Source organism: Qipengyuania aquimaris (genome assembly GCF_009827445.1).
Classification (GTDB): Bacteria; Pseudomonadota; Alphaproteobacteria; order Sphingomonadales; family Sphingomonadaceae; genus Qipengyuania; species Qipengyuania aquimaris.
Genome location: NZ_WTYI01000001.1, coordinates 2,106,642 through 2,122,520 on the forward strand (window position 1 = coordinate 2,106,642; position 15,879 = coordinate 2,122,520).

11 protein-coding genes are annotated in these 15,879 nt (G+C 62.3%); 9 read left to right on the plus strand and 2 right to left on the minus strand.

Annotation, left to right across the window (positions count from 1 at the left end):
* The first annotated feature begins 7 nt into the window (after positions 1-7).
* From GRI34_RS10275 to GRI34_RS10295, 5 genes are all read left to right on the plus strand, one after another.
* Positions 8-757, plus strand: coding sequence for an alpha/beta fold hydrolase (locus GRI34_RS10275; protein ID WP_160595844.1), 750 nt, complete (start codon positions 8-10; stop codon positions 755-757).
* Positions 754-1,590: a tetratricopeptide repeat protein gene (locus GRI34_RS10280; protein ID WP_160595845.1), complete on the plus strand. Its 837-nt coding sequence runs from the start codon at positions 754-756 to the stop codon at positions 1,588-1,590. Before GRI34_RS10275 ends, GRI34_RS10280 begins: the two co-directional genes overlap by 4 nt.
* Positions 1,587-2,561: an LLM class flavin-dependent oxidoreductase gene (locus GRI34_RS10285; RefSeq protein ID WP_160595846.1), complete on the plus strand. Its 975-nt coding sequence runs from the start codon at positions 1,587-1,589 to the stop codon at positions 2,559-2,561. The genes GRI34_RS10280 and GRI34_RS10285 overlap by 4 nt, the downstream gene beginning before the upstream one ends.
* A 174-nt stretch (positions 2,562-2,735) precedes the next feature.
* Positions 2,736-7,433, plus strand: coding sequence for an NAD-glutamate dehydrogenase (locus tag GRI34_RS10290; RefSeq protein WP_160595847.1), 4,698 nt, complete (start codon positions 2,736-2,738; stop codon positions 7,431-7,433).
* A 53-nt stretch (positions 7,434-7,486) separates the two neighbouring features.
* Positions 7,487-8,713 (plus strand): NAD(P)/FAD-dependent oxidoreductase, encoded by a 1,227-nt coding sequence (locus GRI34_RS10295; protein WP_160595848.1) that lies wholly within the window; start codon positions 7,487-7,489, stop codon positions 8,711-8,713.
* Here the strand turns inward: GRI34_RS10295 and queG are convergent.
* The gene (gene queG, locus GRI34_RS10300; RefSeq protein WP_160595849.1) at positions 8,697-9,740 is read right to left on the minus strand and encodes a tRNA epoxyqueuosine(34) reductase QueG; all 1,044 of its coding nucleotides are present in this window, start codon (positions 9,738-9,740) and stop codon (positions 8,697-8,699) included. The genes GRI34_RS10295 and queG overlap by 17 nt on opposite strands.
* Before the next feature lie 62 nt (positions 9,741-9,802).
* Between queG and GRI34_RS10305 the strand changes: the two genes are divergently transcribed.
* The 4 genes from GRI34_RS10305 to msrB all read left to right on the plus strand — a co-directional run bounded on the left by GRI34_RS10305 (position 9,803) and on the right by msrB (position 14,097).
* Positions 9,803-10,801, plus strand: a complete 999-nt coding sequence (locus tag GRI34_RS10305) for an ABC transporter ATP-binding protein (RefSeq protein ID WP_160595850.1) — start codon at positions 9,803-9,805, stop codon at positions 10,799-10,801.
* Positions 10,798-12,018 carry an ABC transporter permease gene (locus GRI34_RS10310; RefSeq protein WP_160595851.1) on the plus strand — a complete coding sequence of 407 codons (1,221 nt, stop codon included), beginning with the start codon at positions 10,798-10,800 and terminating at the stop codon, positions 12,016-12,018. The genes GRI34_RS10305 and GRI34_RS10310 overlap by 4 nt, the downstream gene beginning before the upstream one ends.
* A gap of 150 nt (positions 12,019-12,168) precedes the next feature.
* The gene (locus GRI34_RS10315; RefSeq protein WP_160595852.1) at positions 12,169-13,506 is read left to right on the plus strand and encodes a cytochrome P450; all 1,338 of its coding nucleotides are present in this window, start codon (positions 12,169-12,171) and stop codon (positions 13,504-13,506) included.
* A gap of 96 nt (positions 13,507-13,602) precedes the next feature.
* Positions 13,603-14,097: a peptide-methionine (R)-S-oxide reductase MsrB gene (gene msrB, locus GRI34_RS10320; protein WP_160595853.1), complete on the plus strand. Its 495-nt coding sequence runs from the start codon at positions 13,603-13,605 to the stop codon at positions 14,095-14,097.
* 3 nt (positions 14,098-14,100) lie between these two features.
* On the opposite strand, the gene GRI34_RS10325 is transcribed toward msrB, so the two are convergent.
* Positions 14,101-15,873 (minus strand): hypothetical protein, encoded by a 1,773-nt coding sequence (locus GRI34_RS10325; RefSeq protein ID WP_234028206.1) that lies wholly within the window; start codon positions 15,871-15,873, stop codon positions 14,101-14,103.
* Positions 15,874-15,879 lie beyond the last annotated feature (6 nt).

Genomic DNA, 15,879 nt, shown 5'->3' on the forward strand with positions numbered 1-15,879 from the left:
GTGACGCATGAACGATATCCAGTTTCATGCCATGCCGGACGGACGCCGGATCGCATTCCGCCACACGCCGGGTAACGGACCCACGCTGGTATTCCTGCCGGGCTACATGTCGGACATGGACGGCGGCAAGGCGACCGCACTCTATGAATGGGCGAAGGCGCGCTGCCATGGCTGCCTGCTGCTCGATTACTCGGGCTGCGGTCGCAGCGACGGCGATTTTGCAGATGGCACGCTGTCCAGATGGCGCGACGAAGTGGTCGCCCTGATCGAAGCCGTGGTCGAGGACCGGTTCGTCGTCATCGGATCGTCCATGGGCGGGTGGCTCATGCTCCTCGTCGGTCTCGCGCTCGACGAACGCCTTGCCGGTATCGTCGGCATCGCCTCCGCACCCGATTTCACCGACTGGGGCAGGGACGCGGCCGAGAAGGCGAGGCTGCAGGCGGGCGAAACCGTCTTCGACGAAAACCCCTATGGCCCCGAGCCGACACCGATGCACGGCGCCTTCTGGGCCGACGGGCAAGCACAGCGCCAGCTGACAGGGACCATCGCGATCGATGTGCCGGTGCGCCTGCTTCACGGCCAGCGCGATGCCGACGTGCCGTGGGAAATCAGCGCGCGGCTCGCCGAGGCCCTGCGTTCGGACGACGTTCAAGTCACTTACATCAAGGACGGCGACCACCGCTTGTCGAGGCCGCAGGATATCGCCTTGCTGCTGCGCACGATTGGCGGACTACTCGACGATCTGGAAGCCGAATGACCCTTAGCCTTGCCCCTCTCGCCCTCCTTTTCATGCAGGTCGGCCCGAACCCTTCCGCAGGCGCCATGCCGGGCATCCCGGACGAATTGGCGAACCGGCCGCCGCGAGCCGAAAGCACCGAGCCGCAGGTACAGCCGCGTCTTGCGACCTGCCTGCGCCAAGCGGCGAATACTCCCGATGCGGCTCTCGACTATGCGCAGGGCTGGCGCGAGACGGCAACGACCGACCTCGAAATGGCGCAATCGGCTCATTGCCTCGGCCTTGCGCTCGTCCAGCTTGATCGCATGGGGGAAGCGCGCGAGATCTTCGAACTCGCGAGCGCGGAAGCGCCTGCAGACAATCTCGCCTATGCCGCCCGGCTGAATGCGATGGCAGGCAATGCGGCCCTGGCTGAAGGTGACATGGAGAATGCGCTTGTCCTGCTTGACCGGGCAGGAGGACAGGCGCTTGCCGCACCCGACGGCGCACTTGCCGCCGACCTTCGCGTCGATCTCGCCCGCGTGCTCGTGCGCATGGGCCGTCAGGAAGACGCGGCGGAAGCTTTGTCCGAAGCGCGGGAAGCCGATGGTGACGATGCGCAGGCATGGCTGCTTTCGGCGACCTTGTCCCGTCGGCTGTCGCGCCTCGGCGAAGCGCAGCAGCAGATCGAAAGGGCCGCTCTCCTTGCTCCCCGCAACCCGCAGGTCGGGCTGGAAGCAGGCGTCATAGCCGCGCTGTCCGGCCGCGAGGAGGCTGCGCGAAAGAGCTTCCAGTCCGTGCTCGACGTCGCGCCGGACAGTCCGCAGGCCGATCAGGCGCGCGAATATCTCGCGCAGATCGCACCGGCAGAATGACTGCTTTCTCGGTCCTCGATCTCGTTCCGGTCCGTGAAGGCGGGACCCTTGCGGAAGCCTTCGAAGCCGCGACCCGGTTGGCGCAGGCCGCCGAACGCCTCGGCTGCGCGCGATATTGGGTGGCCGAGCACCATGCGATGGAAGGCATTGCCGGGGGCGCCACGTCCGTTGTCCTTGCGCATATCGGCAATGCGACGGACACGATCCGGATCGGCTCCGGCGGCATCATGCTGCCCAATCATACCCCGTTCCAGATTGCCGAGCAGTTCGGCACGCTCGACGCGCTGTTTCCGGGGCGGATCGACCTGGGGCTGGGCCGGGCACCTGGAGCGGGTCCGGAGCTACAGCGCGCCTTGCGCAAGGACCTGAACCGGGCCGCGGAAATGTTTCCGCAGGATGTGGTGGAATTGCAGGCCCTGATGCGCGGCGACACCACTATCCATCCGACACCGGGTCTTGGTGCGAACCCTCAATTTTGGATGCTCGGGTCCAGCCTGTTCGGGGCGCAACTGGCCGCCAGGCTGGGGCTGCCCTATGCGTTCGCGAGCCATTTCGCCCCCGATCACCTCGACGCGGCGCTCGAAATCTACCGCCGCGATTTCGAGCCTTCGGACCAGCTCGACACGCCCTATGTGATGGCGGCAATGAACCTCTTCTGCGCAGAGACGGAAGAAGAGGCGGAGACGCTCTCGACGTCGCAATTGCAGGCCTTCGTCGCCCTGCGGACCGGGTCACCCGCAAAACTCAAGCCGCCTGTAGCCAGTTATCGCGAGAGCCTTCCGGCCCCTGCGCAAGCCATGCTCGCCCACATCGGTCAAGCCAGCGCGGTCGGGACGCCCGGTCAATGCGCGGATAAGATCCGCTCGTTCATTGCACGCACCGGAGCGGACGAGATCATCTTCGCCGGACCGACCTTCGACCCGCAGGAACGCGTCACCTCGCTCTCCCGCGCGCTTTCTGCACTCCACTGACAAGTCCGCTTCGACGCTACGGAACCTAGGAACGCATACGATTGCGCCTTTTCCTTTTGGTTAGCCTTGCGAGCCTGCGACAACGGGCCTAATCGCGAGCCAGCGCGTCGCCGAAGACGACTCGGAAATTACACGGGTGCGAAAGTATCGTACGCCGCAAGCGAGAGGCCTTTCATGGGTTCCAAAGCCGCCAAGGCAAGCCAGAGCATGTCCCCCCAAGCCAAGACGATCGCGCAGCACATGCGCGAGTCCCTGCTTCCGGGCGACACTCCGATCGATGACGAACACCTGTCAGAGGCAGCAGCTTTCCTCGCCGAAACCGCCGAAAAGCGCGCGGCAGGAGAACCCGCGATCGCCATCCAGTCGATCAGCGATGAGCGCCGCTACACGCGAATTGCGATCATCAACGACGACATGCCTTTCCTTGTCGACTCTACTGCCGCCGCCGTTGCCGCGATGGGACTGGCCATCGATCGCCTCATTCACCCCGTGGTGCCAGTCGAACGCGGAAGCGACGGCACGCTCGACAAGGTGATCAAGGGAGAGCCGGAAGACGCTTTCTGGGAATCGATGATCTACCTTGAAGCCCCACGGGTCGATGCCAAGCGAAGGCACGCGATCGAGGAAAAACTCCTCGAAACACTCGCCGATGTCCGCGCTGCAGTGTGCGATTGGCCAAAGCTGCAGGAAGCGATGGCCGGCGACGTCGAGCGAGTGGAAAACGAAGAAGGCGCAGCCCTGCTCGAATGGCTGAATTCTGGAATGCTCACGCAATTGGGCCATGTCGTTCGCATGCGGGATGGCTCGCAGGAAAACGAGCTCGGCATTTGCCGCACTTCATCGCGCGAGCTGCTGGTCGATGCGAGCTACGAGCGCGCCTTCGCCTGGTTCGAGGGAAAGGGCGAAGCACGCACGCCGCTGATCATCAAGGCGAACCATATGGCGCGGGTGCACCGCCGCGTGCCGCTCGACCTGTTCATCGTCCCGATCCGTGATGGGAAGAAGGTCAAGGCTCTCTCCGTCCATGCCGGTGTCTGGACGAGCGCCGCGATCGCCTCTCCGCCTCGCAGCGTTCCGATCCTGTGCCAGCGGCTGGATGCCATCCGTGACGAACTCAATTTCGACGATACAGGCCATGCCGGTAAGGCGCTGGTCCACGCGCTGACTGCGCTGCCCCACGATCTCGTCATCGGATTTTCGGAAGAAGATACCGCACGCATCGCTACGACGATGATGAGCCTTGTCGACCGACCCCGGCCTCGATTGGCATTGGTCGAAGCGCCGCTGGCCCGCCATCTTTTCGCATTCGTCTGGCTTCCGCGCGACATGCTCGCCACCCAGGTTCGCCTCCAGATCCTGGCTCTGCTGGAAGAGGGAGCCAAAGCGCGCCTGCTCGACTGGAGCCTCGAGGTTGAAGGGGGCAATCTGGCAATGCTGCGGTTCGTTCTCGATATTCGCGAAGGCGCACAGAAACCCGACGAAGCCGCACTCGAGCAACAGTTGCAAACGCTGCTGCGCGGCTGGAGTGAAGCGGTCGAGAACGAATTGCTTGCGTTCGAGGAAAAGGGCCGTGCCGCAGCCCTCGCCATGCGTTTCGCAGAGGCATTCCCCACCGCATATCGCGCCCGTTTCGGGCCTCGCGAAGCAGCTGAGGATATCGCCCGCCTGCGCGCGCTCGGCCATCATGCCGACGACGAGGACGAGGCGCCGCACCGCGGAGCGCGGCTTTATTTGTGCGAGCGCGACGACGAACGCTGCCTGCGCCTGAAACTCTACCAGGCCGAGGGTAGCCTGCCGCTATCCGACGCGGTCCCCGCATTGGAGAACTTCGGCTTCCACGTGCGTTCGGAAATGCCGACAGTCCTCGAAGAGGGTCGCCTTGGCACGATCCACGATTTCGCGCTGCAGCTTGCCCCCGGCCTCAATGCCGAAGACTTGATCGAACGGGCGGAAGGTATCGAAGACGCAATCGGCGCAGTGCTCAACGAACAGGCTGAAAACGACGTTTTCAACCGCCTCGTTGTCGAAGCCGCGCTCGACGCCCACCAGACCGAATGGCTGCGCGCGTTCTATCGCTACCTTCGCCAGATCGGAATGGGGTTCACGATCTATACGGTGGTCGATGCGCTGGCGAAATCGGCCGATATCACGCGCGCGCTCATCGACCTGTTCAGCGCTCGGCACGATCCCGACTTCGACGGCAATCGCGAGGAAGCGTCCAAGGAAGCGAGCGAGGCCATCCGCCGCGCCCTGACTCGGGTCAAGGCGATCAACGACGACCGCCTGCTGCGCCTCTACAAGGCGTTGATCGATGCCATCCTGCGGACCAATGTCTTTGCGCCTGCAGCGAATGAGGCGCTGGCATTCAAGATCGACAGTTCAATGGTACCGGGACTTCCCAAGCCCGTGCCATGGCGCGAAATCTTCGTTTATTCGCGCCGCGTCGAGGGCATCCACCTGCGCTCCGGCCCGGTTGCGCGCGGGGGCCTGCGCTGGTCCGATCGCCGGGACGACTTCCGGACCGAAATTCTCGGCCTGATGAAGGCGCAGCGCGTGAAGAACGCCGTGATCGTACCGGCGGGCGCGAAGGGCGGATTCTATCCCAAGCAATTACCCGACCCGTCCATCGATCGCGATGCCTGGGCGGAGGAAGGCAAGGCCAGTTACGAGGTCTTCATCCGCAGTCTGCTGTCGGTCACCGATAACATCGTCGACGACAAGGTTGTGCACCCTGAAGATGTCGTCATCACCGACGGCGAGGATCCCTATTTCGTCGTTGCCGCCGACAAGGGCACAGCCAGTTTCTCCGACGTCGCCAATGCGATCGCCGAAAGCCGCGACTTTTGGCTCGACGACGCTTTCGCCAGCGGCGGCTCGAAGGGCTATGACCACAAGGCCATGGGCATTACCGCGAAAGGCGGATGGGTCAGCGTCCAGCGCCACTTCCTCGAAATGGGCATCGACGTGCAGACCGATTTCATCGAAGTGGTCGGATGCGGGGACATGTCTGGCGACGTCTTCGGCAATGGTATGCTGCTGTCCAAGGCCATCAAGCTGGTCGCAGCCTTCGATCACCGTCACATCTTCCTCGATCCCAATCCCGATCCGGCAAAGAGCTGGAAGGAACGGAAGCGCCTCTTCGAAATGACCCGTTCGAGTTGGGCGGATTACGACGAAGACCTGATTTCGCGTGGCGGCGGTGTCTATCCGCGCGACGCCAAGACCATCAAGCTATCGAAAACGATGCAGGGCGTGCTCGGCATCGAACAGGACGAAATCGAGCCCGAAGCGCTGATCTCGGCGATCCTCAAGGCTCCGGTCGACCTGATCTGGTTCGGCGGCATCGGCACCTACATCAAGGCCAGCAGCGAAAATAACGTCCAAGTCGGCGACCCGGCGAACGACGCGCTGCGCGTCGACGGGAAGGACCTGCGCGCCAAGGTTATAGGCGAAGGCGCAAACCTGGGCACGACGCAGGCCGGACGCATCGAATATTCGCTTGGCGGCGGGCGCTGCAACACCGACTTCATCGACAATTCCGCCGGGGTCGACTGTTCGGACAACGAGGTGAACATCAAGATTGCCCTCGCCGCTGCCAAGCGCGCAGGACGCTTGTCCGAACCCAAACGCGTCGAACTGCTGGAAGAGATGACCGACGAAGTTTCGGACCTCGTCCTGGAAGACAATCGCTTGCAGGCGCTGGCCCTGTCGATCGCCGAAAAGGGCGGTGCGCGGGCCATGGCATCGCAGCTCCATCTGATCGAGACACTGGAAGACGCCGGAAACCTCGATCGAAAGACAGAAGGCCTCGCCGACAATCAGACGCTCCAGCGCCGTGCGGCCGAAGGAATGGGTCTCACCCGTCCCGAATTGGCAGTGCTGCTGTCGTCGGCCAAGCTGGTCCTCCAGGACGCGATCCAGAACAGCGACCTGCCGGACGATCCAATCCTGCATGACCTGCTCATGCGCAGTTTTCCGGAACCGATGCGCGGCAAGTTCCGCAAGCAAATCGAAAACCATCGCCTGCGCCGCGAGATTATCGCGACCAAGCTCGCCAACGCGATGGTGAACCGCATCGGGATCATCCACCCATTCGAACTGGCCGAAGAGGAAGGCGTCGAACTTTCCGAAGTCGCCGGTGCGTTCGTGGCGGCCGCGCACCTGTTCGACCTGCGCAACATCTGGACCGAACTAGACAATGCCAAGATCGACGAAACCGCGCGTCTCCTGCTATTCGATCGCCTTGCGGCGGCCGTCGGCAACCTTATGTCGGACGTCCTGCGCACGGCAGCAGGCCGGGTGCGCCCTGCGGAAATGGTCGACGAGCTCGGCAAGAACGTTGCTCTGCTGGTCAAATCTACCGACCAGCTGCTCGGCTCGCAGCTCAAGAATCAGTCGCAGGACCTGCACGAGACGTTCACTGACGCGGGGGCCAACGATGCGGTCGCTTCGCGTATCACGCATATCTACAATCTTGACGGGTCGGTCGGCCTGGCCAAGCTGGCAGCCGATACGGGCCTCGATCCGGAACCACTGACACTGGGCTTCACCGACATCGGTGCGAGCCTCGGCATCGACTGGGCGCAAGGCACCGCCGCACTGATGAACCCGTCGGACGTGTGGGAGCGACTATTGGTGTCCGGCATTGCCCGGGATTTCCAGCAGATGCGGCTGGACCTCTTGCGCCGTCTCTCGCGCCGCAAGGATGCGAAGGAAGACATGCGGGGCGTCGTCAACGCCTGGGCAGCGGACCACCAGTCGGCCATGCAACAGTTCCGCTCCATGATTGAGCGTGCCCAGTCGCAAACGCCGGTTGCACCGGCGATGCTGGCCCAGATCGCCAGCATGGCTCGCAACCTGCTGGCGCGCTGACCCGACGCGGGAATGCTTGACCGCGTGAGAGTTTAGCGCCAGCCCTGCGCGTCATGGAGCATTACGACGTCGTCATCGTGGGTTCGGGCCATGGCGGAGCGCAGGCTGCAATCGCGCTACGCCAGGCAGGGCATGAGGATACGATCCTCATGGTTAGCCGTGACCGCAACCCGCCTTATGAGCGCCCACCATTGTCGAAGGATTATCTGGCGGGCGAAAAGCCCTTCGAGAAAATCCTGATCCGGCCGGAACAGTTTTGGGCCGATCGCAACGTGACGCTGCGCCTTGGCGCAAACGCGAACGAGATCGATCCGCGTTCGCACACCATTGCATTGTCCGACGATACCAAGGTGACGTATCGCAAGCTCATCTGGGCCGGTGGCGGTGATGCCCGGCGCCTGTCGTGCCCGGGTGCGGATCTGGCTGGCGTCCATACTATCCGCGGACGCCGTGACACCGATGCACTCAAGGCAGAATTGGAAGGCGGTGCCAAGCGAGCGGTCATCGTGGGCGCGGGCTACATCGGGCTCGAGGCTGCTGCCGTTTTGCGAAAGCTCGGCTGCGACGTTGCCGTAATCGAGATGCAGGACCGCGTCCTCGCGCGGGTTGCAGGAGCGGAATTGTCGGGCTTTTACGCCGCCGAACATCGCGCCCACGGGGTCGACCTCCGGCTCGAGACGGGTTTGGAACGCATCGAAGGCGACGACGGACGCGTTACCGGTGTGACCCTGACCACGGGAGAGACCCTTACCTGCGACATCGTGATTGCAGGGATCGGCATCGTGCCATCGGTCGGGCCGCTGATCGCGGCAGGCGCGGCAGGCAGCAACGGGGTCGACGTCGATACATATTGCCGCACGTCGCTCGACGACATCTACGCGATCGGCGACTGCGCAGCCCATCCTAATCCCTATGCCGATAACGCGGTTATAAGGCTTGAGTCGGTCCAGAACGCCAACGACATGGCAACCGTCGCGGCCAAGGCGATCATGGGCGACAAGCAGGATTACGACGCCGTCCCCTGGTTCTGGTCGAACCAGTACGACCTGCGCTTGCAGACCGTTGGCATTTCCACCGGCCACGATGCCTGCGTCCTGCGAGGCGATCCTGCCGACCGGAAGTTCGCCATGATCTATTTGAAAGAAGGCTGCGTCATCGCGCTCGATTGCGTCAACAATACCCGCGATTACGCGCAAGGCCGCAAGCTGGTGGAAGCAAGGGCGGAGGTCGATGCTGACCTGCTCGCCGACACCAAAGTCCCGCTCAAGGAGATGCGCTGAGCCGCGCGGCCGCCCAATCGGCCGCATCACTTACCGCGGGATCGGGGTCATTGCGCAAGGCCTGCACCAGGGGAGCCAGCGACGCATTCCCGCTGTTTCCTGCGGCATAAAGGCAATTGCGCACGAAGCGGTCACGCCCGATCCGCTTGATCGGCGAGCCCGAGAAGAATTGGCGAAACCCTGCATCGTCAAACGCAAGGAAGTGCGCGAGGTCGGGGGCTTGCAATTCCTCGCGCGGCGCAAGCTTCAGATGCCGGTGCGCGGTGTCCGCAAACTTGTTCCATGGACAAACCGCGAGGCAATCGTCGCAGCCGTAAATCCGATTGCCCAGTGCTTCGCGAAATTCACCGGGAATCTGGCCCTTGTGCTCGATGGTCAGATAGGAAATGCACCGACGCGCATCGAGCCGGTAGGGTGACGGGAAGGCAACGGTAGGGCAGGCATCCTGACAGGCGCGGCACGACCCGCACATATCCCTGCCCGGCGCATCGGGCTCGAACGGCAGTGTCGAGTAAATCGCACCGAGGAACAGCCAGCTGCCATGCTCGCGGCTGACAAGATTGGTATGCTTGCCCTGCCAACCGATGCCGGCTGCTTCTCCGAGGGGCTTTTCCATCACCGGAGCCGTATCGACGAATACCTTGAGCTCGCTGTCCGGCTCCCTTTCGATGAGCCAGCGCGCCAAGGCCTTGAGCGCCTTCTTCACAACGTCATGATAGTCGCGTCCCTGCGCGTAGACCGAAATCCGCGCCTTATCGGGATCGCCCTCAAGCGCCAGGGGGTCGACATCGGGAGCATAGCTCATGCCTAGCGCAATCACGCTGCGCGCTTCCGGCCACAGGCCCTGCGGATAGGCGCGCTGCTCCTTTCGGGCCTCCATCCACTGCATCGAGCCGTGCTTGCCCTCGCCCAACCACTCTTCGAGCCTTTCGGTGCGCGTGCGGTCCTCGCCCGCAGAGGTGAAGCCGCAAGCCGCGAAGCCCAGCGACTGTGCTTCCCTGCGGAGATCGTCCTGGAGGGACTTCAAAGAGGGGTCCTTAACCAAACTTGCTGTTGCTCCCGTTCACTCGGCGCGGTTAACGCTGGTGCATGCTTACCGAGCCGAACGCCAAGCCGCGACCCCTGAACGACACGTCGCCCTCACTTGCCATCGAAGCGAGAGGACTGGTGAAGCGGTTCGATGACACGCTCGCAGTCGATGGTGTGGATATAAGCGTGCCGGAAGGAGCGATCTACGGCATCCTCGGACCGAATGGAGCAGGCAAGACGACCACTCTTCGAATGCTGCTGGGCATTATCGATCCGGATGAGGGAACGCGCCGCGTTTTCGGGCACGAGCGTCCACACGAGATTGCGCGCCTAATCGGCTACCTTCCGGAAGAGCGCGGGCTTTACCCGGCGATGAAATGCGATGAAGCCATCGGTTTCCTCGGTGCCTTGCGTGGCCTCCCTGTCGAAGAAGGCAAGCTGCGCGGGCGCGAGATGATGGAGGCCCATGGCCTGGGCCACGCCATTGATCGCCAGATCCGCCAGTTGTCGAAGGGCATGGCGCAGACGGTGCAATTGCTCGGAAGCCTGGTCCACAAGCCGAAACTGGTTGTGCTCGACGAACCCTTCAGCGGTCTCGATGCCATCAACCAGGGCAAGCTCGAAGGCATGATCCGCGAATTGGCGAACGACGGGACGACCGTGATCTTTTCGACTCACGTCATCCACCACGCTGAAAGGCTTTGCGACGACGTGGCGATCATCGCAGGCGGCAAGGTACCCTATGCCGGATCGGTCGACACGGCACGCGATCGCATTCCCGCTCAGGTGCGACTTGAGACGGCCAATGGCGGCGGGGAATGGCGCTCTGCTCTTCCCGACGACGCTCGCCACGATGCGAAAGCGCATGGTGGCCACTTCTGGTATTTCCCCGTGCCCGAGAGCGGAATCGAAGAGCTGCTGAAACGGCTCATAGAGGGAGGCGCAGGCATTCTCTCGCTTTCGATTGAACGGGCCGGACTTCACGATGCCTTCGTGGAGATCGCCGGTGAGGCGGCAGCGCGCGCACTCGATGAAGACGCGGCAGGAGATGTGGCATGAGCGACAATGCAAGCAGGCTCCCGCTCTGGCGCGCGGCGCTGGTCATGGCGCGGCGGGATTTCAGGGCAATCCTGTTCTCCAAGGCATTCCTCTTCTTCCTGCTCGGCCCGATTTTCTTCGGAGCGATCAGCGCAACGGCAGGCGCGCTCGGCGCCAAGGCTGCAGAGAGTTCCGATCCGCCGAAGCTCGCGGTGGCACTGTCCGATGCCGAGAACGCCGCCTTCGCAAGGGCGCACGAGCATCTGGCACAAGCGGTGGGCCTGCCAGCGATTGTGACAGTGCCGGACAGCGACCAGAGAGACGCGGCCGAATTGCTTGCCGACAAATCGGACAATTTCGGCGCGGTCCTGACAGGGTCGCTAGAGAACCCGCAACTGACGGGTACCGAGGAACGGATCGCACGTTGGCAGGGGGAGGTCTCATTGCTCTCGGCGCAGGCGCTAGGCGGTTCGAGTGCAGAATTGCCGGAAGTGAACCTCTCGCCGACGCAAACGAGCGTCGCGACAATCCGTAGCGCCCAGACGGCAACCGCCACCGGGGCGATCACGCTCCTGTTCCTCCTGACGATGCTTCTGGCCGGCATGGTCCTTTCCAACCTCGTCGAGGAGAAGGCCAACAAGATCATCGAAATCCTTGCTGCGGCCATTCCGATGGAAGCTGTTTTCTATGGCAAGCTTTTCGCAATGCTGGCGGTCAGTTTCGTCGGCATCGCGGTTTGGGGCGGCATTGCGCTGCTGGTCCTGACCCTCGGCAGCGCCGCGCTCGGCCCGATACCGGAGCCTGCCGTCGGCTGGCCGCTGTTCGTGGTCCTGTTCGTGACCTATTTCGCCACGGCCTATCTTTTGATCGGCTCGATCTTCCTCACGATCGGATCGATGGCTCCAACCGTGCGCGATGTGCAGACGCTGTCGATGCCAGCCACAATCCTGCAACTGGCCGTATTCTTCCTCGCCACCTATTCGCTCAGCGATCCCGGCTCGGCGGCGGAAATCTTCGCGGTGCTTTTCCCGGTATCATCGCCTTATGCGATGGTTGCCCGCGCAGCACAGTCGCCCGTTCTCTGGACCCACGCCGCAGCACTTGCCTGGCAGCTGCTTTGGGTCGCGATCTTCGTGAAAACGGGCTCTGGCCTGTTCCGCAAGCTGGTTATGAAATCGGGTACCGGCGGCGGCAAGGCGAAGCCTCGCTTTTCGCTGCGCAAGGCAGCTCGCCCGTAATTGCGTCGCATTGATGCAATCTTGCGAAAGGGGGGGCGACTTAAGTTCCGTTTTGCAACGCACTATTGACACATATGTCAGTTAGTTCAGGATGCGCCGCAGAGTATAACGGCAGAGACTCGCAAAGAGTACGCCAAAACGGAGAGAGATATGGCCACCATCGCCCCGCAGCGACCCGAAGTCCGTTCGAGCCCGACCGCCTACGAAGCGCTGACCAAGCACTTCGAAGAGCATCCCGAACAGCGGCTCCAGCATACGCACAAGTGGGACGTCAGCCGGAGCGATATCTATTACGAGAACACCTGGCAGCCGATCTTCAAGGAGATGCGCGAAGCCGGGCCTCTGCACTACATCGAGGACAGTCCGTTCGGCCCATACTGGGCAGTCGTGCAGCACAAGGCGATCCAGCATATCGAAGCCTTGCCCGAGATCTTCTCGTCCAGCTGGGAATATGGCGGCATCACGATCCTCAACCGCCTTACCGAAGAAGAGCTGGCCGAAAGCGGTGTCGACCGGCGCGAATTGCCGATGTTCATCGCCATGGACCGGCCGCAGCACACGGGCCAACGGCGCACCGTCGCTCCCAAGTTCACGCCGAGCGGCATGGCCGAAATGGAAGGCGAAATCCGCCAGCGCACCGGCGAATTGCTCGACTCACTACCGCGCGGGGAAGTCTTCGACTGGGTCGACAAGGTCTCGATCGAACTGACCACCGGCATGCTTGCGATCCTTTTCGGCTTCCCTTGGGAAGACCGTCGCCTGTTGACCTTCTGGTCCGACTGGTCGGGTGATACCGAACTTGCCAGCGTGCGCGAACTTGACGAGATGCGCTGGGGCTTCCTCCACGAGATGGGGGCTTACTTTCAGTCGCTCTGGGTCGAACGCACGATGGACAAGGAGCCGGGCGACGACCTCATCTCCATGATGATCCACTCCGAAGCGATGAACCAGATGCGGCCGGAGGAATTCATGGGCAATCTGGTGCTGCTGATCGTGGGCGGCAACGACACGACCCGCAATTCGATGAGCGGGATTATCTACCAGCTCGACAAGAACCCCGACCAGCGCAAGAAATTCGAACAGAACCCCGACCTCATCCCCAACGCAGTGCAGGAAATCCTGCGCATGCAGACCCCGCTTGCGCATATGCGCCGCACCTGCACCGAAGACACCGAAGTCTTCGGCAAGCAGATCAAGAAGGGTGACAAGGTGGTGTTGTGGTATCTGAGCGCCAACCGCGACGAGCAGGTGTTCGAAAACCCCGACAAGCTGGACATCGAACGCGAGAACGCCCGTCGCCACATCGCTTTCGGCTACGGTATCCACCGCTGCGTCGGTGCCCGCCTGGCCGAACTGCAGCTGCGTGTCCTGCTCGAAGAACTGCACAAGCGCCGCATGCGGGTCCACGTGGCTGGCGACATCGAGCGCGTGCGGGCGAACTTCGTCCATGGGTTCCGCAAGCTCGAGGTCGAAATCACCGAATTCTGACGGTGATGCGCCGCAGCGCTTCGTAACCTTTCTGCCGTTTCAAGCGTAAGTTCAGGTGCGCAGGTCTATCGTGCGCGCATGAAACGGAACTACGCCATGACCAACCTACCTTCGCGCCGGGGCTTTCTCGGCTGGATCGGTGCATCAGCCAGCTTTGCAGCTCTCGCGGCCTGCGGGTCCGGCCGGGCCGAGGCCAAGAGCTTCCCCGTCTCGCTGAGTGAGGCCCAATGGCGCGGCAAGCTGACCAAGAGCGAATTCTACGTCCTGCGGCAGGAAGGTACCGAACGGCCCTATTCATCCCCCCTCAACGCGGAAAAGCGCGCCGGGGTCTTCGTATGCGCAGGCTGTGGCAATGCGCTCTACAGTTCCAAGACCAAGTATGATTCCGGAACCGGCTGGCCGAGTTTCTGGGCGCCGATCGACAAGGGTGCCGTCGGCACCAGCCGGGATTTCAAGCTCGGTTACCCCCGCACGGAAGTGCATTGCGCCGACTGCGGCGGACACTTGGGCCATATCTTCAGCGATGGTCCGCGCCCGACGGGTAAGCGTCATTGCATCAATGGCGTGGCGATGGATTTTCGTCCGGCCTGATCCTCAGGGCTGGCGATTTACACGCCAGACCTGAAGGGCGTCAGGCGTTCCGAGGTCGACTCGCTCAAGCCAGGCGGGTGGCCTGTCACTCAGAAGCCGCGCAGCCAGGCTCTCGTCGCCACCCACGCTGGCGAGGACATGAGGTTCGGCAATGTCGGTGCAAATAATGACATAGTCGGCGCGATGGCGCTCCACCAACCGGCGCGATTCATCCGGTTTCGAGATCAGGCCAGCAATCACGTCACGCATTGCCAGATTGGCTCGATGATGGCCGCTCGCCACGACCGAATGCGGCGTGTTGAGTAGGATGAACGGACCTACATCGAGTGGGGCAAAGATGGTGGCAGGAGGAAGCGCTGCAAGTCCGCTAGTGCTGCGACCCAGATCGCATGCGGATTCTCTTAATTGCAGGATATCGTCCTCCGCTGAAGCCAGCGACTGGCTATCCTCACTCCCGAAAACCTCGGCGCCGATCGTCACGATCCCGCCCGGCAGCAAGATATAGTAAGCCAGCAGCGGTGCTGCCGCGCGAATGGGCAAGGAACTTCCATTGCGGATCAAGCCAATCGCGCGACTCGCGGCCCATCCGGTGGGAACAGCCGCGATCACCGCCACGAAATAGAGCGAACGGAATGTCGCAACACAGGCGAGGCAGGCGATCAGGAGGAGAAGGAAGTATTCGATCCACCAGCTGCGGAGCCAATCTCGCTTTCGCAGGATCAGGGCCAGGCACGAGCCCAATCCGACAAGCATCTGCATCCCGCCCCTCAGTGCCTCAGCAGTCTCCTGTCTCCAGATCGGCATTCCTTCCATGACATTGGAATACCAGTGGTCGCGCACTAACGGATCGAGCACACCGAAGGGTGCGGTGAAACATTGGGTCTCGGTAAAAGCGACAAAGCCGACGCCCAGCGCACCGACGATTGCGAAGAGCAACGCAAGCATGATCAAAGGAAGGCGCGGAAGTGTGGCAATCGCCCCAGTGCCAAGCGCCGCGATCACGAAGAAACCGACGTGCGGAATGGAAATCGTGTCGCAGAATAGCGAAGGTCCTGGCAACCCCCTCGTCCCGGCAAAGGCAATGAAGATAGTTAGCGCCAGTGCCTGCATGTAACTGGTCAGCCACATCCGATTGCGATGGTCCTTCATCCAGCGCAGCGCGAGTATGAGCCCGAAACCTGCGACCAGGGGCAAGACTTCGAGGGAGATCATCACCCCAAGTCCCATGGAAAAGCCTGCCACTGCCCCGCCGCTGACCGGTTTCCGCCACGAAATGGCCCATACGGCGACTGCAACGCTGAGGATCTGCCATGAGTGATGGTCGATCCTGAGAGGCTGCATCTGCATCAGGAAACTTGACCATAGGATGAGCACGATGGCGGCCATGACCGCCTCGTTCCTGCCCAGAAGGCGCCAGGCCAGGCGCGAAACGACCATCAGGATGGCAAGGAGGATGAAAAGAGGCACCAAGAGAGCGACGATCCACTCCGCCATTCCAACCCCGACCAGTGGCGTCAGCGCGAGGATGGCCAGCGCCAGCGGGATGTCGACCAATCTCGACCAGTGCATGGCTACGCCGTCGGGAGGATTTATTCGATATTGCTGCAGATCGAACCAATTCTGCCCACCTATCAGATCGCGCACCTGAACAAGTCGAAGTACATCGTCGGGACCGGGGAAACGTCGTTCGACAATGTAGGAGAAAGCGAGGGCGGTGAGGAGCGCGATCCCTAGCGCCCAGATCAATAGCACCCAGCCGACCGGATGCTTATCCACTCGCAA

Excerpts from the sequence above, each read along its gene's own strand:
- msrB (WP_160595853.1), top strand. The coding sequence starts at position 13,603 with ATGACCAACCTACCTTCGCGCCGGGGCTTTCTCGGCTGGATCGGTGCA.
- GRI34_RS10305 (WP_160595850.1), top strand. The coding sequence starts at position 9,803 with ATGCTTACCGAGCCGAACGCCAAGCCGCGACCCCTGAACGACACGTCG.
- GRI34_RS10275 (WP_160595844.1), top strand. The coding sequence starts at position 8 with ATGAACGATATCCAGTTTCATGCCATGCCGGACGGACGCCGGATCGCA.
- GRI34_RS10285 (WP_160595846.1), top strand. The coding sequence starts at position 1,587 with ATGACTGCTTTCTCGGTCCTCGATCTCGTTCCGGTCCGTGAAGGCGGG.
- GRI34_RS10315 (WP_160595852.1), top strand. The coding sequence starts at position 12,169 with ATGGCCACCATCGCCCCGCAGCGACCCGAAGTCCGTTCGAGCCCGACC.
- GRI34_RS10310 (WP_160595851.1), top strand. The coding sequence starts at position 10,798 with ATGAGCGACAATGCAAGCAGGCTCCCGCTCTGGCGCGCGGCGCTGGTC.
- GRI34_RS10295 (WP_160595848.1), top strand. The coding sequence starts at position 7,487 with ATGGAGCATTACGACGTCGTCATCGTGGGTTCGGGCCATGGCGGAGCG.
- GRI34_RS10290 (WP_160595847.1), top strand. The coding sequence starts at position 2,736 with ATGGGTTCCAAAGCCGCCAAGGCAAGCCAGAGCATGTCCCCCCAAGCC.
- GRI34_RS10280 (WP_160595845.1), top strand. The coding sequence starts at position 754 with ATGACCCTTAGCCTTGCCCCTCTCGCCCTCCTTTTCATGCAGGTCGGC.